The sequence below is a fragment of the Prauserella cavernicola genome, assembly GCF_016595675.1.
Taxonomy (GTDB): domain Bacteria; phylum Actinomycetota; class Actinomycetes; order Mycobacteriales; family Pseudonocardiaceae; genus Prauserella_A; species Prauserella_A cavernicola.
Genome location: NZ_JAENJH010000001.1, coordinates 729,619 through 753,846 on the forward strand (window position 1 = coordinate 729,619; position 24,228 = coordinate 753,846).

The window sequence follows — 24,228 nt, forward strand, 5'->3', positions numbered from 1 at the left end:
CGCCGGCGGCACCGCGTGCGTCTCCCCGCTCTGTCGTCGGACCTGAGAGTTTGGCGGGAGGACCCGCTTGCCCCTTCGGTGCGCCCGCCCCGGGCGCTTTCCAGAGTCGCCTCGACACAGCGGTACTGGGGCCTGAGAGATTCCCGGGGAGGGTTGCTCCTACGGCTCCGGCGCGAGGCCGGATCTCCCGCCGTGCTTCGAGCGGCGTATGCGGTTGTGGCGCCGACTGTGCCACATCAGCAGCCGCCGCGGCACCCCCGCTCGCCGGGCACCCGCTGTGCGCTGAGCAGCTCCCGGGTGCGCCGCACGGCGGCCTCCCGCTCGGGGCCGTTGACGGCCAGTGCCCGCACGACGGGGTCGTCCGGACCACGGCGCGAGCGCACCTCGGCGAGCCGGTCCTCGAACCCGACGCGCCCGCCGTCCGGGGTCGTCGTCATGTCGCAGTACCAGAGCGCGTCCCGCGCAGCGGTGCGCTCGTCGGCGAACTCGGCCAGCTCGGTGGCGAGTCCCACGAGGTCGGCGACGGCGGCCGCGCCCGCGTGGTGGGCCACGAGCGCGCACACCCGCTCGGGCGCTCCGTGCTCGGCGAGGAACCGGGCGCCGTCGAGCTGGTGGAACCCCACCACGTTCAGTGCGCTCACGTAGCCGATGTCGTGCAGCCACGCCGAGGCTACGAGGATCTCCGCCTCCTCGTGCGGCAGCGCGCGGGCGACCTCCTCGGCCCTGCCCGCGACACCCTGGGTGTGCGCCCAGCGCCGGGGCAGCTCGGCGGCCAGCACGTCGCGCGCGGTGTGGCGCGCCCAGGTGCTCAGCGCCGCCCCCGAGGTGGCTCGGGGCGGCACGGCTCTGAGCTCGGCCCGGACGGCCCGCTCCACGAGAATCGGCACGAACGTGTGCACCCGCGCCTGCGCGAACCGGGCCAGCGCCCGCTCCACCCAGGTGTGCACCACTCCGGCCGGCACGCGGTCCTGCTCGCGTACGAGACGCGCTTCGAGGTCCCGGACCTGCTGATCGACGTGCGGTTCCAGCGAACGGCCCGCAGTCGCAACCTGCGCCATGACTCTCGCCCCGTTCCCTCTCGAGCCGGCTCGGCGAAATCCGAGTGTCGGCCCCTTGACGGCTCGTGGCAAGTGCCGGAGGGCCCGCGAGAAAGAAGTCACAGGTCCTCCGGGCCGACGCCCGCCGTTCACCGCCCGCTCGCCCACCGCGGCTACCGTGCGCGCGTGGAGCTGCGGCATCTGATCTCGTTCCTCGCCATCGCCGAGGAGCTGCACTTCGGCCGTGCCGCGGCACGGCTGCACCTGGCCCAGCCCTCACTGAGCCAGCACCTGCGGCGGCTGGAACGCTCCGTCGGGGTCGAGCTCGTCGCGCGCAACTCCCACAGCGTGCGCCTGACCCCCGCGGGCGAGGCTTTCCTGGACCTGGCTCGCGAGATCGTGGCCAAGGTCGACCAGGCGGGCCAGGTCGCGCGCGCCGCCGCCGACGGCCGCACGGGCACGCTGCGCATCGGCTACAACTTCCCCGCGGGTCAGCGCATCCTGCCGGCGACGCTGGCCGCGCTCGACCACCGCCACCCCGGCGTCGACGTCGAGATGCACGAGCTGCGCACCGGGCCCCAGCTCAGCGCGCTCGCCGACGGCAAGCTGGACGTCGCACTCGTCTACGGCAAGCCGCCGGGCACGCTGCACAGCCGCCGCCTGCTGCGCCTGCCGCTGGTCGCCGTCGTCGGCCACCGCCACCCGTGGGCGGGCCGCGAGCGCGTGCCGTTCAGCGACCTCGCCGGCGAGTCGTGCGTGCTGTTCCGCCGCGCCCAGTCGGCGGCCATGTACGACACGATCCTGTCGGCCGCCCGCACCAGTGGCATCCAGCTCACCATCGCCGACGAGGTCGACGACCCCGGCGCCACGGCGATCCTCGCGGCCGTCAAGCCCGTCGTCGGGTTCGCCTCCGCGGCGCGCGGGGTCTCCGGGCCGGGCCGCACCACCTCGGTGGCCCTCTACGACCCGGTGCCCGTGCTCGACCTCTACGCGGCGTGGTCCGCGGCGCAGAACCCGCTCGTCACCGCCTTCCTCGACTGTCTGCCAGCCCCTGGCTCACTTCAGCCCTGAGCGCACGAAGGCGTTGACGATGTGGCGCTGTAGCACCAGGTAGAGCACGAACACCGGCAGGCACGCGAGCCCGGCCATGGCCATCAGCGGGCCCCAGTCGTTGCCCTCGGTGCCGAGGAAGCTCCGCAACCCCAGCTGCACCACGGCGTTGCTGCGCTGTAGCACCATCGCGGGCCAGAAGTACTCGTTCCACGCGGTGATCGCCAGCAGGATGCCCAGTGCCGCCAGTGCGGGGCGCAGCGCGGGCACCACGACCGTCCACAACGTACTCCAGGACGAGCGGCCGTCCATCCTGGCCGCGTCGAGCAGCTCCTTGGGAAAACCGTTGAGGTGCTCGCGCAGCAGGAGCACTCCGAGCGCGGAACACAGCGTCGGGATGATCACGCCCGCGAGCGTCTCGAGCAGCCCGAGCCGCGACAACAGCACGTAGTTGGGCAGCATCGTCGCCTGGAACGGCACCAGCCACGTGCCGACGAACAGCAGGTACAGCAGGCGCCGGAACGGAAACCGCCACGCCGCGAACGCGTAGGCGGCGAGCAGCGCGATGAGCAGCTGACCGAGTGCGCTGAGCACCGCGACGACGCCGGTGTTGAGCAGCATCCCGAGCACGTCGCTCGTCGCGAACGCCTCCGCGTAGCTGGCCGTGGACAGCGGCCACGGCAGCACCGACAGCGAGTACACGTCCTCCGGCGCCCGCAGTGACGTCGCGTAGAGCCAGTAGACGGGGAACGCGCACAGCAGGCTCAGCACGCCGAGCACCAGGTGCCCGCCGAGGCGCCGCGCCCGCGAGCCCTCCCCCACCGCCTCGTCAGTCGTCATGGTGGCTCAGCCTTTCCGCAAGCCGCGTCAGCACCGCGGCCACCACGATGAAGCCCGCGAAGAACAGCACACCCGCGGCCGCGGCGAGTCCCGCGTCGTGGCTGCGGAAGCCGTACTCCCAGAGCAGGTAGTAGAGGTTGGTGGTGGAGCCGACCGGCCCGCCCTGCGTCAGCGTGTCGATGAGCGGGAACGTCCACTGCGCCGACAGCAGCACCGTCATCAGCACGAGGAACGCCAGCGTCGGCGACAGCAGCGGCAGCGTGACCCAGCGCGTCACCTGGCCCCGGGACGCGCCGTCGACCTTCGCGGCGGCGGCGTAGTCGGGGTTGATCCCGGCCAGGCCCGCGGTCACCACGAGCACCGCGAACCCGGCCACGTGCCAGCCCGTGATCACGATGATCGCCAGCTGGGCCGTGCCGGTGGTGTTGAGCCAGTTGACGTCGGTGCCGAGGATCCGGTTCACCGCGCCCGCCGACGGGTCGAGCAGCCACTGCCACACCGCCGCGCCCGCCACCGGGGCCACGAGCATGGGCGCGAACACCAGCGCCCGGTACACGCCCTGTGCCCGGCCCCGCACCCGCCGGGTCAGCAGCGCCACCGCCACCGGGATCAGCACCGTGAACGGCAGCATCCCGAGGATCACCACGACCGTGCGCCACACCGACCGGCCGAGCTCGGGCGTACTGAGCAGCTGCTCGTAGTTGGCGAGACCGACCGGCTCCATCGGAGTACTCGGCACCAGGTTCCACGAGTGCAGCGACAGCACGAACGTCTGTGCCAGCGGCTGGTAGGTCCACACGACGAGCAGCACCACGGCCGGCAGCAGGTAGAGGTAGGGCGGCGCGAGCCTGCGCGCCCGGCTCCGCCCGGTCTCCCGGGAGGCGGGCCGGACGCCCGCCTCCCCGGCCAGCGCGAGCGGCGGCGCCTCGACGAAGGTCCCGCTCACCATGTGCCGACGACCTCGCGCACCATCCGGAGCCGCTGCTCGGCAGCCACGTCGTAGACACGCTCGGCACGCGAGAGCGGCACCGCGGTGGCCACCACCTGGTCGCCGAACACGTCGATGCGGCTGAACGCGGCGTCGGCGGCGGCCCGCAGTCTGCCCCTCGGCGGCACCGTCGCCACCCCGTAGGCGAGCGCGGGCCCCACCCACACCGGGATGCCCGCCAGCGACCCGCACCCCGTGTGGTGGGCATGGCCGGTGACCACCAGCCGCACGTCGGTGCCCGCGAGCACTTCGGCGAGCCGGTCGGCGTCGCGCAGGCGCAGCAGGTGCACGGTCGGCACCGGCGATGGCACCGGCGGGTGGTGGATCACCAGCACCGTTCCCCTCGGCGCCGGAACCGAGAGCACCCCGGCGAGGCGGTCGAGCTGACGCTGCGAGAGGTGCCCGTCGTGCCGTCCCGGTTCGCTGCTGTCGAGCGACACCACCCGCAGGCCGCCGATCGTCGTCACGGTGTCGTGCTCGCCAGTGGACGGCTCCTCGCCGAGCACCTGCTCCCGGAACGCGCCGCGCTCGTCGTGGTTGCCGAGCGCGTACACGATCTCGGCACCGAGCCGCCGCGCCGAGGGCTCCACCAGTTCGCGCAGCCGCCGGTACGCGGCGGGCGCTCCGTTGTCGGCGAGGTCGCCGGTGAGCAGCAGCGCCGACACGGGCACGCTCGACGCCTCGAGCAGCTCCAGCGCCGCGGTCAGGTTCGCCGCCGTGTCCACGACGTCGTGCATGAGCTCGCCGGGCGCCCGCAGGTGCGTGTCGGTGAGCTGGATCAGGGTGAGGTCCGGCTCGCTCACTTGTCGCCTCCCGGCACGAGCGCCGTCGCGTCGCGCTGTGCCGACCGCAGCGACTCGGCGGGATCGGCGCCCTGGAACACGGCGTTCTCGACCGCCTGCATCAAGCCGTCGCGGATGCGCAGGTAGCTGGGGCCGGGCATCGACACCCACGGCTCCAGGTGCTCGAGCTGCTCCAGGTTCGGCTCGAGGTAGGGGTTGCGCGCGGCCCAGTCCGCGAGACCCTCGGGGTCCTCGACCAGCCCGGTGCGCAGCGGCAGATAACCGATCTTCGTGGCGATCGTGGTGTAGGCCCGCTCGCTGGTGAGGAAGCGGATCAGCTCCCACGCCGCGCGCTGCTTGGCCTGGTCCTGGGAGAACACGAACAGCGCCGCACCCGAGTTGGTGGGCACCGGCGTCGCGTCGCCGAAGCCCGGCATCGGGGCCGCGCCCAGCTCCCAGTCCTGCCCCGCGCCCTTCAGGAACGTGCCCTGGATGGCACTGGACTCCAGGATCATGCCGAGGTCGCCGCGGGCGAAGGCGTCCACGGCCTGCATCTGCGTGCGGTTGGGCATCACGCCCTCGCGCACCATCTCCTGCATGGAGCGCACCACCTCCACCGCGGGCTGCTCGGCGAACGTCAGCCGCGAGCGGTCCTCGGAGAGCACCGTGCCGCCCTGGGAGCGCACCAGCGCCTGGAAGCACCAGTCCTTGGCGGCCTTCGTCAGACAGTCCACATAGGCCCCGTCTTTGCCGGTGCGTTGCTGGATCGCGCGTGCGGCGTCGCGGACCTCCTCCCACGTCCGCGGCGGGCGCCGCGCGTCGAGACCGGCGTCGGCGAAGAGCTTCGTGTTGAGGTAGAGCATCGGCGTGGAGAACACGAACGGGACGCCGTAGGTCTTGCCCTCCCAGTCGCCGAGCGTGCGCGCCGGCGGGGCGTAGGCGTGCCGCTCGCCGTCGAAGTTGGCCTGCACGGTGTCCTTGCCGACGAGATCGTCGAGCGGCAGCGCCCCGAGCTCGTTGACGGTGAAGTCCAGATCGGAGAAACCGAGCTGCGCCACATCGGGCGGGCTGCCCGCGCTGAGCTGGCTCTGCAGGCTGGAGATGGTGTCGGTGGCCGGGTTCGCGCTGTTGCCCTGCGGCTTCTGCGCGGTGACGGAGATGTTCGGGTGCTCTTGTTCGAACGCCGCGATCAGCTCCGTGAACGTGTCGGTCCACGCTCCGGCCTGGCCGAAGTTGTAGCTCTCGAACACGATCGACACCTGCTGGCCGGGGTCGAGCTCGGGCGCGCGGCTCACGGCGCCGCCGCCGTCGCCGGTGCTGCCGAGCCCGCAGGCCGAGGTGGCCAGCGTCAGCGCGACCGCGGAGGCGAGCGCGGGCAGGGACCTTCTCATCGGGTGCTCCTTCGTGTCGTGGTGGGGAGGGCTCAGACGGCGGCCGGCACGGCGCCGGGCTGCCAGGTGAGCCTGCGGCCGCTGCCGACGTCGAACAGGTGCAGGTGCTCGGGCCGGGCGGTGAGCGTGAGGGCCTCGCCCGTGCGCACCCCGAGCGGGCGGGTGCCGCGCACGGCGACCCGTGCCGTGCCCGAGCGGCACTGGGCGACCTCCTCGCTGCCGAGGTTCTCGACGCCCGTCACCACGGCGCGGATGCCAGGCTCGCCAGGCGGCGCGATGGTCAGGTGCTCGGGCCGCACGCCGAGCCGCACGGGCCGGTCGGGCATCGTCGCGTCGATGCCGAGCGGGAGGTCGATGTCCTCGGCGCGGGCGGAGAGGGTGCCGTCGACGGTGAGCACGGTGGCGTCGAGGACGTTCATCGCGGGTGAGCCGAGAAACGTCGCGGCGAACACGGACGCGGGCCGGTCGTAGACCTCGGCCGGGGTGCCGAGCTGTTCGAGCCTGCCCTGGTCGAGCAGGGCGATGCGGGTGGCCATGGTCATGGCCTCGACCTGGTCGTGGGTGACGTAGACCATCGTGGCGCCGAGCCTGCGGTGCAGTTCCGCGATCTCGGCACGCGTGCCCGCGCGCAGCTTGGCGTCCAGGTTGGACAGTGGCTCGTCCATGAGGAACGCACCGGGGTCGCGCACCAGCGCCCTGCCGAGCGCGACGCGCTGCCGCTGGCCGCCGGAGAGCTCGCGCGGCTTGCGGTCGAGCAGCGCGGTGAGGTCCAGGGTCTCGGCGACGGCGGCGACCTTGGCCCGGATCTGAGCCCTCGGCAGTTTCCTGGCGCGCAACGGGAAGCCGATGTTGCGGGCCACCGACAGATGCGGGTAGAGCGCGTAGCTCTGGAACACCATCGCGAGGTCGCGCCGCTGCGGCGGCTGGTGCGTGATGTCGGTGTCGCCCAGGTGCAGCGTGCCCTCGGTCGGCGGCAGCAGCCCGGCGATCATCCGCAGCAGCGTGGACTTGCCGCAGCCACTGGGCCCCAGCAGCACCAGGAACTCGCCGTCGGCGATGTCCAGCCACACGTCATCGACGGCCGTGACGGCGCCGAAGCGCCGGGTCAGCCCCCGCAGTTGAATCCGGCTCACGAGCGTCACCGCACCCTTTCCTCGACCGGCGGTTCTCCACCGGACGGCGCTCAGTGCAGCAGCGGTTCGTGTCCGGTGGATGAACAACGGCGCGGCGATCGGGAATCGCGATCGGCCGAGTGCGATGCCCTCTGACCGGCGAGCCCAGCAGCTCACCCGGCACCAGGCGACACCACTGTGGCACCATCCAGTGCCACGACCGTGACCAGCGTGGACACAGCATTCGGGAGTCAGGCCGACACCGTGGCATTGCGATGGCACCATCGGTGTGCCATAGTGGCACCATGGATTTGAGGTCGTACGTCAGCACCGTTCGCCACGAGCTCGCCGTCGCCGCCGAGGCGGGCGGACCCGAGGCCAGGGCTCTCGCCGAGCGGCTGAGCGCGCCGCTGGAATCGGCGATCCGGCTCACGCTGCTCGACGCGCTCTCGGCCGCGGCCGACGAGATCACCCGTGACCTCGCGCCCGGCTCCGTGGAGGTGCGACTGCGCGGCGGAGACCCGAGCTTCGCCGTCACGCCCCCGCCCGCCGACGGCCCGGAACAGCGTGCTGCGGCCCCCGAGCCCGCCGCCGCGCCGCTGCCGGACACCGACGACGGCGCGGTCTCCCGGATCAACGTGCGAATGCCCGAACAGCTCAAGGCCCGCATCGAGGAGGCCGCCGCCCAGCAGGGCCGCTCGGTGAACGCCTGGCTGGTGCAGGCCGCCACGGCCGCACTGCGCGAACCACACTCCACAACGGACACCACCGCGCGCGGGGTCCGCTCCGCACAGCACGTCACCGGCTGGGTCAGCTAGCCGGCCGCTCCGCTCACGTCACCTCACCCACGACACCGCTCCGACCTGGGGCGACACACCACACCCACAGCTGGAGGCTTCGCCATGCCCACATTCGAGACCCCGGAACCGATCTCCGCCACCATCGAGCTGGTGGTCGGGCACCTGCGGATCAGCGCGAGCGACCGCGCCGACACCGTCGTGGAGGTCCGGCCGAGCAACGAGTCCGACGAGTCCGACGTCCACGCCGCCGAGCAGACACGCGTCGAGTACTCCGGCGGTCAGCTGCTGGTCCGGGCGCCCAAGTCGCGGCCACTGGACTTCTCCAACAAGAGCCGCTCGGTCGACGTGACCATCGAGCTGCCCTCCGGTTCTGCCGTCACCGGTGACGCCGCACTGGCCGACATCGGGGGCACCGGACGGCTCGGCGACTGCCGGGTCAAGCTCGCCACCGGTCACGTCCAGTTCGACCACACCGGATCGCTGGACCTGCACACCTCGGCGGGCAACGTCTCGGTCGGCCGGATCGACGGCCACGCCGAGGTCTCCACCGGCTCCGGCAAGCTCGGCATCGGCGAGCTGCGCGGCAGCGGCGTCGTCAAGAACTCCAACGGCACCTGCGAGCTCGGCACGGTGACCGGCAAGCTCCGGCTGCGCACGGCCAACGGCGACCTCTCCGTCGGCTCCTCCGCTGACGGACTGGAAGCCAAGACCGCCAATGGCAACATCCGCGTCGGCGAGGCCACGGGCGGCCCGCTCGCGCTGGAGACCGGCATGGGCAGCGTCGAGGTCGGCATCCCGGCCGGCACGGCGGCCTGGCTCGACGCGAAGACCGGCTACGGCCGCGTCGACAGCGATCTCGGCGGAGGGTCCGGCGAGCCGGGGCCCACCGACGAGTCGATCGAGGTCCGCGCCCGCACGGCCATGGGCGACATCGTCATCCGCCGCAGTTGAGTCCGGAAAGGACACCCATCCATGCGCACCTCTACCCAGCCCGCCATCGCCGTCACCGGACTTCGCAAGTCCTTCGGTGACACGGTGGTGCTCGACGGCGTCGACCTGACCGTCGAGCCCGGCACGATCTTCTCCCTGCTCGGCCCCAACGGCGCGGGCAAGACCACCACCGTCAACATCCTCTCGACCCTGATCGAGGCCGACGCGGGCACCGCCAGGGTCGCGGGGCACGACCTCTCCCGCGACGCGGACGCCGTCCGCCGCTCCATCGGCGTCACCGGCCAGTTCTCCGCCATCGACAACCTGCTGACCGGCAGGGAGAACCTGCTGCTGATGGCCGACCTGCACCACCTGCCCGGCGCCGAGGGCCGCCGCCGCGCGGACGCGCTGCTCGAGCGGTTCGACCTGGCCTCGGTGGCCGCCACGACGCCGGCCACCTACTCCGGCGGCATGCGACGCAAGCTCGACCTCGCGATGACGCTGGTCGGCGACCCGTCGGTGATCTTCCTCGACGAGCCGACCACCGGCCTCGACCCGCGCAGCCGCCGCACGATGTGGGACATCATCCGCGACCTGCTCGCCGAGGGCGTCACGCTGCTGCTCACCACCCAGTACCTCGAGGAGGCCGACCAGCTCGCCGACCGGATCGCCGTGCTGGACCACGGAAAACTCGTCGCCGAGGGCACCGCCGACGAGCTCAAGCGCCTGGTGCCGGGCGGGCACCTGCGGCTGAGCTTCGCGGACCCGGCGACTCTCGGACGCGCGGCCACCGCGCTCGGCGAGCCCGCGGGCGACGAGGAGTCGCTGACCCTGCAGGTGCCCACCGACGGCAGCGCAGGCTCCCTGCGCGCGGTGCTGAACCGCCTCGACGACGCCGCCGTCGACGTCGCCTCGCTCTCCGTGCACACCCCGGATCTCGACGACGTCTTCCTCACCCTCACCGGCCACGCGGCCGCACCCGAACCGGCCAAGGAGCCAGCCCCATGACCACGCTCGCCTATCCGGCCCGTGACTCCCTCACCATGCTGCGCCGCAACGTGCGGCACATGCTGCGGTATCCGTCGTTGACGCTGATGCTGCTGGGTCAGCCGATCGTCTTTTTGTTGCTGTTCGTCTACGTCTTCGGCGGCACGCTGGGCGCCGGGCTCGGCCCCGACGGCGGGCGCGGCGAGTACCTCGCGTTCGTGACGCCCGGGATCCTGGTGATCACCGTCGCCAGCGTGTCACTGGGCACGGCCATCTCGGTGGCGATGGACGCCACCGAGGGCATCATGGCGCGCTTCCGGACCATGGCCATCAGCCGCGCGTCGGTGCTCACCGGGCACGTGCTGGGCACGCTGATCCAGGCCGTTCTGGGGCTGGCAGTGATCCTCGCCGTCGCGATGGCGGCAGGGTTCCGGCCCTCGGCCGGTGGCGGCGGCTGGCTCGCGGCCGCCGGGTTGCTGGTGCTGTTCACGGTGGCGCTCACGTGGCTCTCGCTCGCGCTGGGCCTGGTGTCGAAGAGCGTGGAGACCGCGAGCAACCTGCCGATGGTGCTGACGCTGCTGCCGTTTCTCGGCAGCGGGTTCGTGCCCACGGACTCGATGCCGGCGTGGTTGCGGGTGTTCGCCGACTACCAGCCCTTCACCCCCGTGATCGACACGCTGCGTTCCCTACTGCTCGGCACCCCGGTGGACGGTGGCGGCGCGGCGCTGGCCGTCGGCTGGTCGGTCGTGATCGCGCTGGTCGGCTACGTCTGGGCGAAGTGGCTGTTCCCGCGCCGGGCCGGCCGCTGACGGCTAGGCTCACCGGATGACGGTGGTGCTGGTGACGGGGATGTCGGGAGCGGGCAAGTCCACGGCGCTGGGGCTGCTGGCCCAACGCGGGTTTCGCGTGGTGGACACGTCTCATGGTGACTGGATCGAGCTCGAACAGTTGCCTGACGGCGGGACGGAACCGCGCTGGCGCGAGGACCTCATCGCGGCACTGCTCACCGAGCACGAGCGGTCCGGACTGCCGCTGTTCCTCGCGGGCACGGTGTACAACCAGGGCGTGTTCTATCCCCGCTTCGACGAGGTGGTGCTGCTCACCGCGCCCGTGTCGGTGATGCTGGAGCGGGTCGCCTGCCGCGACAACCCGTTCGGCAGGACGGCCGAGCAGCGCACGAAGATCGCCGCCGACACCGCCGAGGTCGAGCCGCTGCTGCGGGGGTCGGCGACCCTCGAGATCGACACGAGGGCACCACGGGACGAGGTGGCGGACCGGCTGGCCGCGCTCGTGGAGTCATCCACAGTGGACTGAATTTCCGAGTGGCCTCGGGCCCGCCGAATCCGGTTCGCGCGTGGGTACGGTGACGGCAGTGCACGTCCGAGGGAGGCGCACGTGAGCAGGCAGCCAGTCGTGCGACTAGGCCGTGACACCGTCACGGGCGTCCACCAGGACGGGGTGGCCGTCTTCAGAGGGATTCCCTACGCCGCGGCCCCCGTCGGACCGGACCGGTTCACCGCGCCACGGCCCGCCACGTGGAGCGGGCCGTTCGACGCCACCAGGTTCGGCCCCACCGCACCGCAGGCCCGGCCACGAGTGCCCGGGGCGCCCGACGTGTCGGCGTTCATCGGTCCCGGTTGGATACGCGGCGACGACTACCTCAACCTCAACGTCTGGACCCCCGACCCGGCGGCAGGGGGCCTGCCCGTGCTGGTGTTCGTACACGGCGGCGCGTTCGTCAACGGAGCGGGACTGACCGCGGGCAACGACGGCACCCGCTTCGCCCGCGGCGGCGTGGTGGTGGTGACCATCAACTACCGGCTGGGTGTGCCGGGGTTCCTGCGACTGCCGGGCGCACCGGACAACCGGGGACTGCTGGACCAAGTCGCCGCGCTGCGGTGGGTGGCCGAGCACATCGCCGCGTTCGGCGGCGACCCCGGCACCGTCACGGTGTCCGGGCAGTCGGCGGGCGCGATGAGCGTCGCCGCGTTGCTGGCCGCCGCACCACCGGGCCTGTTCCGGCGCGCGATCAGCGAGAGCGGCGGAGCGTCGCACGCACTGACGCCGGAGCAGGCCGACCTGGTGACCTCGGCGGTCGCGGCGAACCTCGGTGTGCCCGCGACCCCGGCCGCGCTGGCGAAGGTCGACGCCGACGCCATCGCCGAGACACCCCTGCGGCTCGCCGCGGTGCCGCCGGATCTGGCCGCCACCGGGGTCCGCGATCCGCAGCTGGGCCTCACGAAGTTCGCGCCCGTCGTTGACGGGGAACTGCTCACCGGGCAACCGCTGGAGGCGATCGCGGCGGGCTCGGCGGCCGGCGTCGAGGTGCTGGCGGGCACCAACGCCGACGAGATGAACCTCTACCGCATCGCCATGCCCGCGCCGCCCGTGTCGGAAGAGTCGTTGCGCACCACGGTCGCCGGGCTGCACCCCGACCCGGACGCGCTGATCGAGAGCTATCGCCGGCACGGCAGGGGCAGCACACCGGTCGAGGTCCTGTCGGCCATCGGTACCGACTATCTTTTCGCCGTGCCCACCGCCCGGTTCACCGACGCGCACGCGGCGGCCCGCGGCCGGACCTGGCGCTACGAGTTCACCTGGCGCTCCCCCGCCCACGACGGCAGGCTCGGCGCGTGCCACGGCTCGGAGCTGCCGTTCGTGTTCGGCACCCTGGGCCGCGCGAACTTCGACCTGCTCGGGCTCGAACACCCCGGCGAGGCCGAGCACGCGTTGTCGGAGGCCACGCACGCGGCATGGGTGTCCTTCATCCGCGACGGAGATCCCGGCTGGCCCAGGCACACGCCCGACGAACCGGCGGTCCAGCGAATCGGTCCCGAGTGGACGGTGACGACCCACGCGGACGGGCCGGAACGGGAGCTCTGGAAGGGCGTGCGCTGAGCACCCTCAGTGCCGCGGGACGATCAGCGCCTTCACCACGCGCTGCGCGAGGACGTCCTCGAGCGCCTGCTGCGCCTCGGGCAGCCCGTACTCCCTGCTGATCAGCTCGGTCCACGGGAACTGGCGCGCGTAGCGGTCGAGGACCTGGACCGAGCGGTGCAGGTGCCCGACGTCGCTGCCCCAGCAGCCGCGGATCTCGAGGTGCTTCTGGTTGAGGTCCAGGTGCGGGTTGAACGTCGCGTCCCCGACGTTGGTGTACTGGCCCACCACCACGTAGCGCCCGGCGTCCCTGGTCAGCCGCATGCCCTCGGGCACGGCGACGGGCGCCCCGCTCGCCTCGATCGTCACGTCGGCGCCCCGGCCGCCCGTGAGCTCCCTGACGGCCTCCAGCCGGTCGGCCTCGGTGGTGTCGGCGATGTCGAACACGTCGTCGGCGCCGAACGCGGTGGCCGTGGCGAGCCGGTTCGCCGGGCCGCCCACCACCACGACCCGCCCCGCGCCGCGCAGCTGCGCGAGGACCGCGGCGCACAGCCCGACCGGGCCGCTGCCCTGCACCACCACGGTGTCGCCGAACTGGATCTCCGCCATCGTCACGGCGTGCAGCGCCGTCGGCATCCCGCAGCCGGTGGCGAGGAACGCGCGCCAGTCGAGGGAGTCCGGCAGCGGGATCAGGTGCGCGCCCGGCCCAAGATGGATGTGCTCGGACCAGCCGCCGAGCAGGCCGTCGTCGGCCGAGAGCGTGACGCCGTAGACGCGCCGCTGCGGACAGCGCGTGGTGGCGTGGCCGACGGTGCAGAACCAGCACCGGCCGCACGTGCCGACGACGTCGAGAAACGTCACGACCTGCCCGGGTTCCACGGAGCGTCCGGAGACGTCGCGGGCCTCGGCGCCAGCACCGACCTCGGCGACCACACCGACACTGACGTGACCGGGGATGATCGGGTAGGGCACTCCGGCGAGCTGGCCCTTCCACAGGTGCGTGTCGGTACCGCAGACCTCACTGCCCAGCGTGCGCAACAGCACCGCACCCGGTTCGAGCTCGGGGCGCGGGAAGTCGCGCACCTCCAGGGGCTGCTGGGGAGCGCCCATCACAACGGCGGAAACCACGACACGTCCTCCTCGCACTGTCTCGGCCGGCCGGACTCCATCATGCCGGTGGCAGGCGACGAGGCGGCGGGCGGCGAACTACAGCGTGGCGAGACGCGCGGGCGCGGTGGTGCTCAGCGGCCGGAACAGCGCGTGCGGGCTGGACGCGCGGACGGTAGCCAGCACGGCACTGAGCGCCGGCAGCCAGCGGCGCTGCGGGTCGGGCTCCACGATCCACCTGGCGAGGATGTCGGGCCGCCGCCGGTCCGGCAGCGGCACCGCGGAACCGGCGTCGAGGACCTTCACCGACGGGGGCGGAGGAGCCTCTCCCCAGGCGGGCAGCTCGGCCTCGACCAGCAGGATCGTCATCATCTCGCGCTTGGTGGGGACGGCCAGCGCGGGACCGAGGCAATCCTGCCGCTCCAGTCCAGCCAGCACGGCGTCGCTCTGCGCCTTGGGCATGGCGACGGCACCGATTCCCGACCCCACCACGAGGTGCAGCCCGTTCGCCTGCCATCGCACCGGCCAGCCGAAGACGCCCCGGTAGTCCGGCAGCGCGGGCTCGACGACCGCGTCTCGGTTCAGCTGCATGGCGCTCCTCGCCTTCGACCGCACCGTCAGTTCGGGCACGGTGACGATGCTAACGGCACGCAGTGCCGTTAGCAATGGTGCTGCTATGTTCGATCCGTGTCGGTGGAATCCCAGCCAGCTGGCCGTCGCAGGGTCGGCCGCACCACAGAGGGACGCAGGCAACTGCGCCGCGGCCTGACGGTGGCGGCCATCGACCTGTTCCTCGAGAGCGGCTACGAGAACACGACGGTGGACGACATCGCGGCGGCCGCGGGCGTGGGCAGGCGCACGTTCTTCCGGTACTTCCGGTCCAAGGAAGATGCCATCTTCCCCAGCCACGACGAGGTCCTGCGCGACATCGAGCGGCTCTTCGACGAGGCCGACGACTCACAGCACCCGGTCGAGGTCGCGTGCGCGGGCGTCACGCTGGTGCTCGACTCGTACCTGTCCGACCCCGACGTCTCCGTCAAGCGCTACACCCTCACCCGCACCGTCGCGCCGTTGCGGGACAAGGAGGTCGCCAGCGTCGACCGCTACCAGCGCGTGCTGGCGCGGTACCTGCGCGGGCGGTTCGAGACCGACGGCGAGCCGCTGCCCGACCTGCGCGCGTCCGTCGCCGCCGCCGCGGTGGCCGCCGCGAACAACCACGTGCTGCGCCGCTGGCTGCGCAACGGCGGCACCGAGGACGCTCACGCGCTGGCGGACAAGGCTTTCCGGCTCGTCGTCGACGCGTTCTCGGCCACGTCGCGCGGCAGCACAGGGGCCACCGACGACACCGTCATCGCCGTGCTGCGCAGTTCCGCCCCGCTGGCCGAGGTCGTCCAGCGGATCAGCTCCTCACTCGCGACAGGCGAGCGCGACACTCCCTAACGGCACGTCGTGCCATTAGAGAGGGTCGTCCACAACGGACCCACCGCCACCTCGCGGGTATGCGCCGCCGAAGGTGACAGGATGGCTCCATGTCGGTACGCGCGGATTCGTCCTCCGGTTCGAGCCGTCCCTGGCGGGGCGTGGGCGCCGACGAGCGCCAGGCGCGCCGACGCGAGCAGCTGATCGAGGCCGGCTTCGCACTGATGGGCACCGACGGCGCCGCCTCGGTCACGATGCGCGGTGTCTGCCGCCAGGCCAAGCTCACCGAGCGCTACTTCTACGAGAGCTTCCGCAACCGCGAACAGCTTCTCGTCGCGGTGCTCGAGCAGGTGGCCAGGCAGGGACAGGCCGTGCTCGTGACCGCGCTGGAGGAGCCGCGCGGCGACGCGACCGACCTCACGCGGCGCGCGGTCGCCGCGTTCACCGAGTTCGTCACCGCCGACCCGCGCCGCGGCCGCGTGCTCTTCGTCGAGTCGCTCGCGGCGCCGGAACTCACCAGCCGCGGCGCGGAGCTCGTCGAGGAGTTCACCGCGACCATCGCTCTGGCCCTGCGCACGCCGACCCTGGCCGGTGCGGGGGCCGACGAACAGGACGTCGACCTCAACGCGCAGGCCGTGTTCGGCGCGCTGGCCTACCTGTTCCAGGCGTGGCTCGGCGGCCGGGTGCGAATCGACCGCGCCCGGTTCGTCGAGCACGTGGTCCAGGTGATCGAGCAGCTCGCCAGGGCCAGCTCCCACTCCGCGGCGGGCTGACCAGCGCCGACATCGCCTCATGGAACTGACATCACCTGATGTTGACATCACATGATGTCATCTCTAGCTTGATCCTCACGGAGCACGACGACGTGAGGAGGCGCCGACAATGTCGGACCACACCACAGCGCGGGAGTCGCCCGTGCGCCGCGTCCGGATCGCGATCGTGGGAGCGGGCTTCGGCGGGCTCGGCGCGGCCATCTCCCTCAAGCGGGCGGGTTTCGAGGACTTCGTGGTGCTGGAACGTGCCGGCGATGTGGGCGGCACGTGGCAGGCCAACACCTACCCCGGCGCCCAGTGCGACATACCGTCCATTTTGTACTCGTTCTCGTTCGCGCCGAACCCGGCGTGGAGCAGGCTCTACCCGCTGCAGCGGGAGATCCACGAGTACCTGCGCCGCTGCGCGCGCGACTTCGGGGTGCTGCCACACCTCCGGCTGCGGCACGAGCTGCTCGACGCGCGCTGGGACGAGTCCGCCCGGATGTGGCGGCTGCGTACCGATCGCGGCAGGTGGGACGCCGAGATCCTCGTGGGCGCGCTGGGCCCGTTCAGCGAGCCTGCCGTGCCGGATCTGCCCGGCCTGGAACGCTTTCAGGGCACCGTGTTCCACTCCGCCCGCTGGGACCACGAGCACGACCTGACCGGCGAGCGCGTCGGCGTGCTCGGCACCGGGGCCTCGGCGGTCCAGATCGTGCCGCGCGTCCAGCCGAGAGCGGGCACGCTGACGGTGTTCCAGCGCACGCCGACCTGGATCATGCCGCACCCGGACCGGCCGATGGACGGCTGGCCCCGCCGCGTCTTCGAGCGCGTGCCCGCGGTGCAGTCACTCGCCCGGACCGGACTCGACTTGATGCAGGAGGCGCTGGTTCCCGGGCTGGTGCACCGCCCTCGGCTGCTCAAGGGCCTCGAATGGCTCGGCCGTGCGCACCTGCGCCGTCAGGTCCGCGATGCCGGGCTGCGGGCGAAGCTCACGCCCACCCATGACTTCGGCTGCAAGCGGCCGACGTTCTCCAACGCCTACTACCCCGCGCTGGCCGCGCCGAACGCCGAGGTGGTGACCGAGCCGATCGCCGAGGTGGTCCCCACCGGTGTCGTCACCGCCGACGGCCGCACCCACGAGCTCGACACGCTCGTGCTCGGCACGGGGTTCCGCATGACCGACCATCCCGCGTACACGCTCCTGCGCGGGCGCGACGGCCGCAGCCTCGCCGAGGTGTGGGACGGCAGCCCGCGCGCCTACCTCGGCACGACGGTCGCGGGCTTTCCCAACTTCTTCCTGCTGCTGGGCCCCAACTCGGTGGTCTACACCTCCCAGGTGGTGACGATCGAGGCGCAGGTCGCCTACGTGCTCAGCTGCCTGCGCGAGATGGAGCGGCAGCGGCTGGCGGTGCTGGAGGTCCGCGAGGACGCGCAGCGGCGCTTCGTGCGGGAGGTCGACCGCGGCCTGGCCGGGTCGGTGTGGAACACCGGCGGCTGCACCAGCTACTACCGCGACCACACCGGACGCAACGTCACGTTCTATCCCGGGTTCAACCGCCGGTTCCGGGCCCGCACCCGGCGGGTCGACCTGACCGACTACCGGGCCGAGCCCGCGGACGAAGCGGACCAAGCACCGCGTCACCGACACCCAGTGAGGACGGCATGATGTTTCGACTGCCCCGGTTCGGGCGCGAGCCCGTCGTCGACCCCCGCGGCGCGAGGCGCTACACCGACCAGGCGCACGCGATCGAACCGCGCGACGTCCAGTTCGCGTGGGACGGCGTGCCGATGCACTACATCCCCGGCGAGCCCATGGCGACCCACGTGATCAACGTGATGCACCTGGTGCTGCCCGAGGGCGAACGCGCGATGTCGAAGGCGCTCGCCGAAGCGCTGCCGCTGATCACCGACCCCCGGCTGCACGAGGAGGTCGTCGGCTTCATCGGCCAGGAGGCCACCCACGCCTCATCCCACGAGGGGGCGCGCGAGCACCTGGCCACGCTCGGACTCGCCGTCGAGCCGGTGGCCCGTGCGATGGACTGGCTCGTCGACACGGTGCTCGGCGAGCACGGGCTCGGCGGCAGGGCCAGGCACGCGTGGCTGTGCGAGCGCCTCGGGCTCTTCGCCGCGATGGAGCACTACACCGCCGTGGTCGGGGACTGGCTGCTGCACGCCGACCAACTCGAACGCCAGGGCATGCACCCGACGATGCTGGACCTGATCCGCTGGCACGGCGCGGAGGAGGTGGAGCACCGCAACGTCGCCTTCGACGCGTTCATGCACGTCGACGGCAGCTACGCCCGCCGCGTGCGCACGTCGTTGCTCGCGAGCCTCACCTTGGCGACGTTGTTCCTCTCCACCGCGCGCCACCTCTACCGCACCGACCCCACTCCGGGGCCGCGGCCCTGGTGGCTGCGCGAGCTCGCCGGCGCGACGAGGCGCGGCATGATCCCCAGTGCCGGCATCTTCCTCACCGAGATCCCCAAGTACCTGCGGCCGGGCTTTCACCCGTCCCAGCTGGGTCCGATGGACACGGCGCTGCGCTACCTGGCACGCTCCCCCGCGGCGAACCGGGCCGGGTGAGCATGACCACCGCCTACCGCCCCTCCCCCGCCCTGCGACTCGCCGGTGCCGCGAGCGGCGCGTACCGCAGCGTGTTCGCGGGCAGCCGCCTGGCCCCGCTGCTCTCGCGCCCCAAGCCGGTGCGCCGCACGGGTTTCGAGCTGGATCTCTCCATTCGCGACATCCGGGCCGAGGCCGAGGACGTGGTGAGCGTGACGCTCGCCGATCCGCACGGGCGACGGCTGCCGGCGTGGGTGCCCGGCGCGCACCTGGACGTGGTGCTGCCCTCGGGCCGCCAGCGGCAGTACTCGCTGTGCGGCGACGTGACCGACCGCGCGGTGTACCGGATCGCGGTGCGCCGCATCCGGGACGGCCACGGTGGCTCGGCGGAGGTGCACGACGGGCTGCGCGTCGGCGACGCACTGCGCGTGCGGGGGCCTCGCAACGCGTTCCCGCTCATCGACGCGGCGTCGTATCTGTTCATCGCGGGAGGCATCGGCATCACCCCGATCCTGCCGATGGTGCGGGAGTGCCACCGGCGCGGCAGGCCGTGGCGGCTGGTCTATCTCGGCCGCACGCGCGCGAGCATGCCGTTCCTGGCCGAGCTCGGCGAGTTCGGCGGGGCCGTGGACCTCCGTCCCGACACCGAGACCGGGCCACCCCGCATCGCGGAGCTGCTGTCGCTGGCAGACCCCGGCGCGGCCGTGTATCTGTGCGGACCGCCGCCACTCGCCGACGGAGCACGGGGGCTGCTGACCGAGGCCGACCCGTCGGCGTCGCTGCACACCGAGCGGTTCAGTCCGCTACCGGTGGCGGGCGGTGAGCCGTTCCGGCTGCGGCTCGCACGCAGCGGGCTCACCGTGGACGTCGCGGCCGACGAGACCGCCCTGGCGGCCGTGCGCCGGGCACTGCCCGGCGTCGCCTACTCGTGCCGGCAAGGATTCTGCGGCACGTGCAGGACCCGCGTGCTCAGCGGCGAGGTCGAGCACCGCGACCGCACTCTCACCGAGTCCGAGCGTGAGGACTCGGTGTTGCTGTGCGTGTCGCGTGCCGCGTCGCCCACGCTCACCCTGGACCTCTGAGCAACCCGACCGAGAGGTGGAGACCATGCCGCGCCGCTATCCGCTCGCCGAGGCCGACGACGACTTCCTCGACACCGCCCCGCTACGGTTCCGCCACGTCGTCGCACTCGACGCCCCGGCGACGCGGGTGTGGCGCGCGCTGAGCGCCGACGACGCCCTGGTGTCGTGGTCGCGGCTGATCACCGGCGCGCGGTGGACCTCGCCGCGCCCGTTCGGGCCGGGCAGCACCCGGGCGGTCACCCTCGGCGGCGTGCTGACGCTCACCGAGCGGTTCTTCCGCTGGGACACCGGGAACCGGATGACGTTCACGGTCGACGAGGCGAACCGGCCGGGGCTGCGCCGGTTCGCCGAGGACCTCGTGCTGGAGCCGTGTTCCGGTGGCACGAGGCTGGTGTGGACCTTCGCCGTGGAACCTGCGCGCTGGCTCACGCCGGTGGCGGTGCCCACGCTGCCGCTGGTGCGGCGCGCCACGGCCGGACTGCACCGTGGGCTGGCCCTGCGCGTCCGCGAGCTGCCCGCCGAGGACGCCGGGTGAGCGCCGCGCGGACGGTGCTGGGCACGCTGCGCGATCTCGGCGTGCCACTGCCCGGTGGCCGGGTGCTCGACGTGACGGACCGGGCGGTGCTGATCACCGGCGCCGCGAGCGGCATCGGCCACGCGCTGGCGCGCACACTGCACCGGCGCGGAGCGGTGCTCGGTCTCGTCGACCGCGACGAGACGGCACTGGCGGCCGTGGCGGAGGAACTCGGCGACCGGGTCCACACCGCGGTCGCCGACGTCGCGGACCGCGACGGTGTGGCCGCGGCGGTCACGGACCTGGCGCGGCTCACGGGAGGCTGGGACGTGGTGGTCGCGGGCGCGGGGATCACGCCACCGCCGGCGACCCTGCGCGCCCTCGTTCCGGAGGAGTTCGACCGCGTGGTGGCGGTGAACCTCACCGGGGTGTTCAACACCGTGCGGCCCGCGCTGGAGAACGTCGTGGCCCGGCGCGGCTACGTGCTCGTGGTGTCGTCGGCCGCCGCGTTCGCGCCGGGGCCGGGCGGGTCGCCGTACATGATCACCAAAGCCGGTGTGGAGCAACTGGGCCGGGCACTGCGGCTGGAGCTCGCCCCGCACGGAACCGATGTCGGCGTGGCCTACTTCGGTTTCGTGGACACCCCGCTGGCGAGAACGACCCTCGACGACGATCCACTCGGCCGAGCTCTCGCGGCCCGGCTGCCGTCCCCGCTGCGCACGCGGCTCACCGCCGACCAGGCCGCACGCGTGCTCGCCGACGCCGTCGCCCGCCGTGCGGGCCGGGTGCTCGCTCCCGCGGCGTGGCAGCCGTGGGCGCTGCTGCGCGGAGCCGTGAACGTGGTCGCAGACCGGTACCTGGCCGGCGATCCGGCGTGCCATGCGCTCATCCGGGACCTGGAGTCCCGGGCCTGACGCACCACTGCCCGGAGCCCGCACGGTGGTCCGGACCATTTGGCACTAGCCGCGCAGCGTCGCCGACGGCGGCTCGCCGAAGCGCGACCGGTAGTCGGCCGAGAACCGGCCCAGGTGCGCGAATCCCCAGCGGTGCGCGCTGTGCGTCACGGTCGTCTCGTCGGCGCCGGCGGCCAGCAGTTCGGCTCGCACGTGATCCATCCGCACCGTCCGCAGGTAGGCCATGGGCGTGGTGCCGGTGAACTCGCGGAAGCCCGCGCACAGCGTGCCCGCGCTCACCGACACCTCGGCGCAGAGGCTGCCGAGCGTCCACGGGTGCTCCGGGCGCGCCCGGAGTAGCTCCACCGCCCTGCGCACGGCGCGCCGCCCGGCCGTCAGGCGCTCGTCGAGCAGCTGTTCCGAGTAGTTGTGCCACGGGCTGGTGAGCAGCCCGTCGATCACGATCTGTTCCAGCCTGCGCGTGGTGAGCTCGTGCCGGAGCAGCCCGGCGGCGTACTCGGTCTGGCTCCGCGCGAGCCGGACGGCGGCCAGCCACGCATGTCCACTCGGCGTGTTCAGATCCATCCACTCCGTGAACACGAGCCGCTCGCGCAAGGGTTCGCCCAGCAAGGACTCCAGCTCCCGCTCGACGTCGGCCGTCCGGAACATCAGGCACACCTGGTCGGTACCGGCCTCCCAGTGGGCCTCGATCGGCTCGCCCGGCATCAGCGCCGTCGCCCCGCCTGGCGAGCACAACACCTCCTCGGCCCGGCCCGCGCGCGAGCGGTATCTGCCGGCGAGCGGGAAGTTGACGTGGACGTTCACCGGAGGCTCCGTGCGCACGGCGACGTCCTCCCCGAACCGGATGGAGCCCAGGGTGACCGACCCGAACAGCGTCGCATCGAGCCCGATGTCGACCAGGGACGCCGACGCACGGGGAAAGAGCCGCAACGGCAGATAGGCGTCGGCGAGTGTCTGCTCGGCCTCGTCGACGGACATCCTGCCACCGAGGGCATTGGTCCGAAGCACTCCAACCTCCGTCCGATACCGGGCGCTCCATCATGCCGCAGCGCGGCGCCCGGTGATCGGTGAGGTCAGGCGTCCGACAGCACCGTGAGGATGTTGGCCTCACGCACCCAGTCGGGTTCGGTGTCGTCGGGCGTGCCGTCGGGCAGGACCGCCACCCACCACGTCGAGGCGTAGCGGTCGAACACCGGCGGCGCCACGACATGGCCACGGCGGGCAGAGCGGTCCCGCGCCTGTCGATAGGACACCGCGGCGCCGACGAGTACCGGGAGATCACGGGACGTCATCAGCTCAGCCCCCTCCAGGCCTCGCGAAGTCGTTGCCGACGAGACTAGTACGGAAAGCTGCCACGAAGAACCGGTGAACGGGCACGAATTCACGGAGATCACGAGGTGGAATGAATCGATGTGCCCCACCGTAACGATCGGATTGCCGAGCGCGAGCGAGTGCGTTTCGACCACTGGACCAGACATCGCAGCAACCGGTCCAGCGGCGGCCGGCCGTCCAGTTCGGACCGGACGACGTGGGCCGATCAGCCGACAGCGTGCCGCCCGCGACGATGCTACGGTCGCCCCGGAACCCGGCTGAACAGGAGGACGACGAACGCGATGACCGCAGTGCCGCCCGGGGTTCGCCCGTGAGCACGTTCATGCACAGGCCGCTCGGTCCCGGAGCCCACGCCCGCGCTCTCGTCTGCAGTCCCGGCGAATCCCTGCTGTGGGCCGTGTTCGCCCGCAGTCACCACTACGACATCGACGGGCTCGACCAGCTCGGCGCACCTGTCGACGGCGGTCGCGCACGCGGACTCGGCCGGATGCGCGGATCCGCCACGGACGACCTCATCGGCGACGACAACGACGACAGCGACGACGCCGTGGGTTCCGACCCGCTCCCACCGCCCGACGTGATCGTGTGCGGGCCCGAAGCCGGCTGCCTGGCCCACGAACATCTCGCCAAGGTGCGGCCCGTCAGCCGCACGCGCCTGCGGCTGTGGGTGCTGACCTCGCGGCGGCTCGCGATTCTCGAGCAGCGCGTGCGCGCCGAGGTCCCCGCCGATGCCGCGCCCGTGAGGAGCTCACCGCTGGCCAGGATGAGCCGGTTGGGCCGAGGGCTCACAAGGTTGGGCAGAACCGTCACCGACACGTCCCCCGGAACCCGCGCGACGTTCGGCGACAACGTCGAGGGCGAACCGGTGGCGCCCAAGGAGTTCCGGCCCGCGGTGGAGATCCCGCACGACGCCATCGCCGGCGGGCGCGTCGCCACCCGGCGCACCACACCGTGCGTACGTCTGTCGCTCGTGGACGGTTCCGGCTTCGACTTCCTGGTGCTCGGCGACGACGGCGCCGCGTGCGCCCGCATGGCCGCGATGACGAACGGGGCACCGTGAGCAGCAGCTGGGAGATCCCGACCGCCGAGTCCGAGCTCAAGCTCGTCACCAAGGAGCTGAGCCAGCTCTGGCTGCGGCCCGGTGAGCGGCTGCTGCTCGCGTGCGTGCCGATCAGCGGCTACGTGGGCCTGCTGCTCGACGGCGAGCTGCGCCTGCCGCACGAGCCGCTCTCCCCCATGCCGGAGGTCACGCTCGGCACACCACGATGGCCGTTGCCCGCCGCGTTCACCATCGAGAGCCGGGGCGCGGACTGGGCCGACGACCCGACGGTGGCGTTCTGGGCGAGCGCGCGCGATCCCGCGCAGCACGCGGTTCGGTTCGCCGACCACTTCGCCCACAGCCAGGGCGAGGCCGGGCTGACGCTGACGTCCCAGCGCGTGGCCGTGGTGTATCCGGCGAGGATCCTGGCCGACGCCGCGAGCAGGCACGCGTTCGTCACGGTCTGCGAACTGGCTCCGCAGAGCGTGCGTTCGGTCAGCGGTGCCCACGTCGGCAGGAGCATCCCGAACCCACTCGTGATCCGGGTCGACTTCGCCGACGGCTCGACGCTGTTCGTGCGCGACCCGCTGGCCGCGCGCAGGCTCACACCGGGAACCTGAGGCCGCCTCGCGTCACCGGCCCGGCATGGCAGGACGAGACTCGCCTTGATCACGTCGGGTGCGGGCAGGGTCTCGTCGCGGCGGACGTTGCCG

At 72.5% G+C, this 24,228-nt stretch carries 26 protein-coding genes and 1 riboswitch; of the genes, 16 read left to right on the plus strand and 10 right to left on the minus strand.

Annotation, left to right across the window (positions count from 1 at the left end):
* Positions 1-110: 110 nt before the first annotated feature.
* Positions 111-200, minus strand: a riboswitch (glycine riboswitch).
* 36 nt (positions 201-236) lie between these two features.
* Complete coding sequence (locus JHE00_RS03565) at positions 237-1,058, minus strand: three-helix bundle dimerization domain-containing protein (protein ID WP_200314677.1); 822 nt, start codon at positions 1,056-1,058, stop codon at positions 237-239.
* A gap of 165 nt (positions 1,059-1,223) precedes the next feature.
* On the opposite strand from JHE00_RS03565, the gene JHE00_RS03570 reads away from it, so the two are divergent.
* On the plus strand, positions 1,224-2,108 hold the full coding sequence (locus JHE00_RS03570) for a LysR family transcriptional regulator (RefSeq protein WP_200314679.1): 885 nt from the start codon (positions 1,224-1,226) through the stop codon (positions 2,106-2,108).
* Here the strand turns inward: JHE00_RS03570 and JHE00_RS03575 are convergent.
* From JHE00_RS03575 to JHE00_RS03595, 5 genes are read right to left on the minus strand one after another with little or no spacing between them, the layout of a single operon-like run.
* Complete coding sequence (locus tag JHE00_RS03575; RefSeq protein ID WP_200314681.1) at positions 2,094-2,927, minus strand: carbohydrate ABC transporter permease; 834 nt, start codon at positions 2,925-2,927, stop codon at positions 2,094-2,096. The genes JHE00_RS03570 and JHE00_RS03575 overlap by 15 nt on opposite strands.
* Complete coding sequence (locus tag JHE00_RS03580; protein WP_200314683.1) at positions 2,917-3,876, minus strand: carbohydrate ABC transporter permease; 960 nt, start codon at positions 3,874-3,876, stop codon at positions 2,917-2,919. The genes JHE00_RS03575 and JHE00_RS03580 overlap by 11 nt, the downstream gene beginning before the upstream one ends.
* The gene (locus tag JHE00_RS03585) at positions 3,870-4,718 is read right to left on the minus strand and encodes a metallophosphoesterase (RefSeq protein ID WP_200314685.1); all 849 of its coding nucleotides are present in this window, start codon (positions 4,716-4,718) and stop codon (positions 3,870-3,872) included. The genes JHE00_RS03580 and JHE00_RS03585 overlap by 7 nt, the downstream gene beginning before the upstream one ends.
* On the minus strand, positions 4,715-6,088 hold the full coding sequence (locus tag JHE00_RS03590) for an ABC transporter substrate-binding protein (protein ID WP_200314687.1): 1,374 nt from the start codon (positions 6,086-6,088) through the stop codon (positions 4,715-4,717). Before JHE00_RS03590 ends, JHE00_RS03585 begins: the two co-directional genes overlap by 4 nt.
* Before the next feature lie 32 nt (positions 6,089-6,120).
* Positions 6,121-7,221, minus strand: a complete 1,101-nt coding sequence (locus tag JHE00_RS03595; protein ID WP_307831801.1) for an ABC transporter ATP-binding protein — start codon at positions 7,219-7,221, stop codon at positions 6,121-6,123.
* A gap of 284 nt (positions 7,222-7,505) precedes the next feature.
* Between JHE00_RS03595 and JHE00_RS03600 the strand changes: the two genes are divergently transcribed.
* The 6 genes from JHE00_RS03600 (at position 7,506) to JHE00_RS03625 (ending at position 12,815) form a co-directional block, all read left to right on the plus strand.
* Positions 7,506-8,018, plus strand: a complete 513-nt coding sequence (locus JHE00_RS03600) for an Arc family DNA-binding protein (RefSeq protein ID WP_200314691.1) — start codon at positions 7,506-7,508, stop codon at positions 8,016-8,018.
* A gap of 84 nt (positions 8,019-8,102) precedes the next feature.
* Complete coding sequence (locus JHE00_RS03605) at positions 8,103-8,951, plus strand: DUF4097 family beta strand repeat-containing protein (RefSeq protein ID WP_200314693.1); 849 nt, start codon at positions 8,103-8,105, stop codon at positions 8,949-8,951.
* A 21-nt stretch (positions 8,952-8,972) separates the two neighbouring features.
* Entirely contained in the window at positions 8,973-9,938 is a 966-nt protein-coding gene (locus JHE00_RS03610; RefSeq protein ID WP_200314695.1) for an ATP-binding cassette domain-containing protein, read from the plus strand.
* Positions 9,935-10,726, plus strand: coding sequence for an ABC transporter permease (locus tag JHE00_RS03615; RefSeq protein WP_200314696.1), 792 nt, complete (start codon positions 9,935-9,937; stop codon positions 10,724-10,726). The genes JHE00_RS03610 and JHE00_RS03615 overlap by 4 nt, the downstream gene beginning before the upstream one ends.
* 16 nt (positions 10,727-10,742) lie before the next feature.
* The gene (locus JHE00_RS03620) at positions 10,743-11,231 is read left to right on the plus strand and encodes an ATP-binding protein (RefSeq protein WP_200314697.1); all 489 of its coding nucleotides are present in this window, start codon (positions 10,743-10,745) and stop codon (positions 11,229-11,231) included.
* Positions 11,232-11,312: 81 nt separating this feature from the next.
* Complete coding sequence (locus tag JHE00_RS03625) at positions 11,313-12,815, plus strand: carboxylesterase/lipase family protein (RefSeq protein WP_200314698.1); 1,503 nt, start codon at positions 11,313-11,315, stop codon at positions 12,813-12,815.
* A gap of 6 nt (positions 12,816-12,821) precedes the next feature.
* Here JHE00_RS03625 and JHE00_RS03630 read toward each other — a convergent pair whose 3' ends face one another.
* Positions 12,822-13,922 carry a zinc-binding dehydrogenase gene (locus JHE00_RS03630; protein ID WP_200314699.1) on the minus strand — a complete coding sequence of 367 codons (1,101 nt, stop codon included), beginning with the start codon at positions 13,920-13,922 and terminating at the stop codon, positions 12,822-12,824.
* A 78-nt stretch (positions 13,923-14,000) separates the two neighbouring features.
* On the minus strand, positions 14,001-14,492 hold the full coding sequence (locus JHE00_RS03635) for a hypothetical protein (RefSeq protein ID WP_200314700.1): 492 nt from the start codon (positions 14,490-14,492) through the stop codon (positions 14,001-14,003).
* Between the two features lie 96 nt (positions 14,493-14,588).
* On the opposite strand from JHE00_RS03635, the gene JHE00_RS03640 reads away from it, so the two are divergent.
* The 7 genes from JHE00_RS03640 (at position 14,589) to JHE00_RS03670 (ending at position 21,144) form a co-directional block, all read left to right on the plus strand.
* Entirely contained in the window at positions 14,589-15,341 is a 753-nt protein-coding gene (locus JHE00_RS03640; protein WP_200314701.1) for a TetR family transcriptional regulator, read from the plus strand.
* Between the two features lie 89 nt (positions 15,342-15,430).
* Positions 15,431-16,093, plus strand: coding sequence for a TetR/AcrR family transcriptional regulator (locus JHE00_RS03645; RefSeq protein WP_200314703.1), 663 nt, complete (start codon positions 15,431-15,433; stop codon positions 16,091-16,093).
* 109 nt (positions 16,094-16,202) lie between these two features.
* Positions 16,203-17,738 (plus strand): flavin-containing monooxygenase, encoded by a 1,536-nt coding sequence (locus JHE00_RS03650; protein WP_200314705.1) that lies wholly within the window; start codon positions 16,203-16,205, stop codon positions 17,736-17,738.
* The gene (locus tag JHE00_RS03655) at positions 17,738-18,655 is read left to right on the plus strand and encodes a metal-dependent hydrolase (RefSeq protein WP_200315810.1); all 918 of its coding nucleotides are present in this window, start codon (positions 17,738-17,740) and stop codon (positions 18,653-18,655) included. Before JHE00_RS03650 ends, JHE00_RS03655 begins: the two co-directional genes overlap by 1 nt.
* Before the next feature lie 2 nt (positions 18,656-18,657).
* Positions 18,658-19,716, plus strand: a complete 1,059-nt coding sequence (locus JHE00_RS03660; protein WP_200314707.1) for a PDR/VanB family oxidoreductase — start codon at positions 18,658-18,660, stop codon at positions 19,714-19,716.
* 25 nt (positions 19,717-19,741) lie between these two features.
* Entirely contained in the window at positions 19,742-20,251 is a 510-nt protein-coding gene (locus JHE00_RS03665) for an SRPBCC family protein (protein ID WP_200314709.1), read from the plus strand.
* Positions 20,248-21,144 carry a short-chain dehydrogenase/reductase gene (locus JHE00_RS03670; protein ID WP_307831802.1) on the plus strand — a complete coding sequence of 299 codons (897 nt, stop codon included), beginning with the start codon at positions 20,248-20,250 and terminating at the stop codon, positions 21,142-21,144. Before JHE00_RS03665 ends, JHE00_RS03670 begins: the two co-directional genes overlap by 4 nt.
* Positions 21,145-21,189: 45 nt before the next feature.
* On the opposite strand, the gene JHE00_RS03675 is transcribed toward JHE00_RS03670, so the two are convergent.
* Positions 21,190-22,122 carry an AraC family transcriptional regulator gene (locus tag JHE00_RS03675; RefSeq protein WP_200314711.1) on the minus strand — a complete coding sequence of 311 codons (933 nt, stop codon included), beginning with the start codon at positions 22,120-22,122 and terminating at the stop codon, positions 21,190-21,192.
* A 95-nt stretch (positions 22,123-22,217) separates the two neighbouring features.
* The gene (locus tag JHE00_RS03680; RefSeq protein WP_200314713.1) at positions 22,218-22,436 is read right to left on the minus strand and encodes a hypothetical protein; all 219 of its coding nucleotides are present in this window, start codon (positions 22,434-22,436) and stop codon (positions 22,218-22,220) included.
* 350 nt (positions 22,437-22,786) lie between these two features.
* On the opposite strand from JHE00_RS03680, the gene JHE00_RS03685 reads away from it, so the two are divergent.
* Positions 22,787-23,536, plus strand: coding sequence for a hypothetical protein (locus JHE00_RS03685; protein WP_200314715.1), 750 nt, complete (start codon positions 22,787-22,789; stop codon positions 23,534-23,536).
* On the plus strand, positions 23,533-24,135 hold the full coding sequence (locus tag JHE00_RS03690) for a hypothetical protein (protein WP_307831803.1): 603 nt from the start codon (positions 23,533-23,535) through the stop codon (positions 24,133-24,135). The genes JHE00_RS03685 and JHE00_RS03690 overlap by 4 nt, the downstream gene beginning before the upstream one ends.
* The last annotated feature ends 93 nt before the right edge of the window (positions 24,136-24,228 follow it).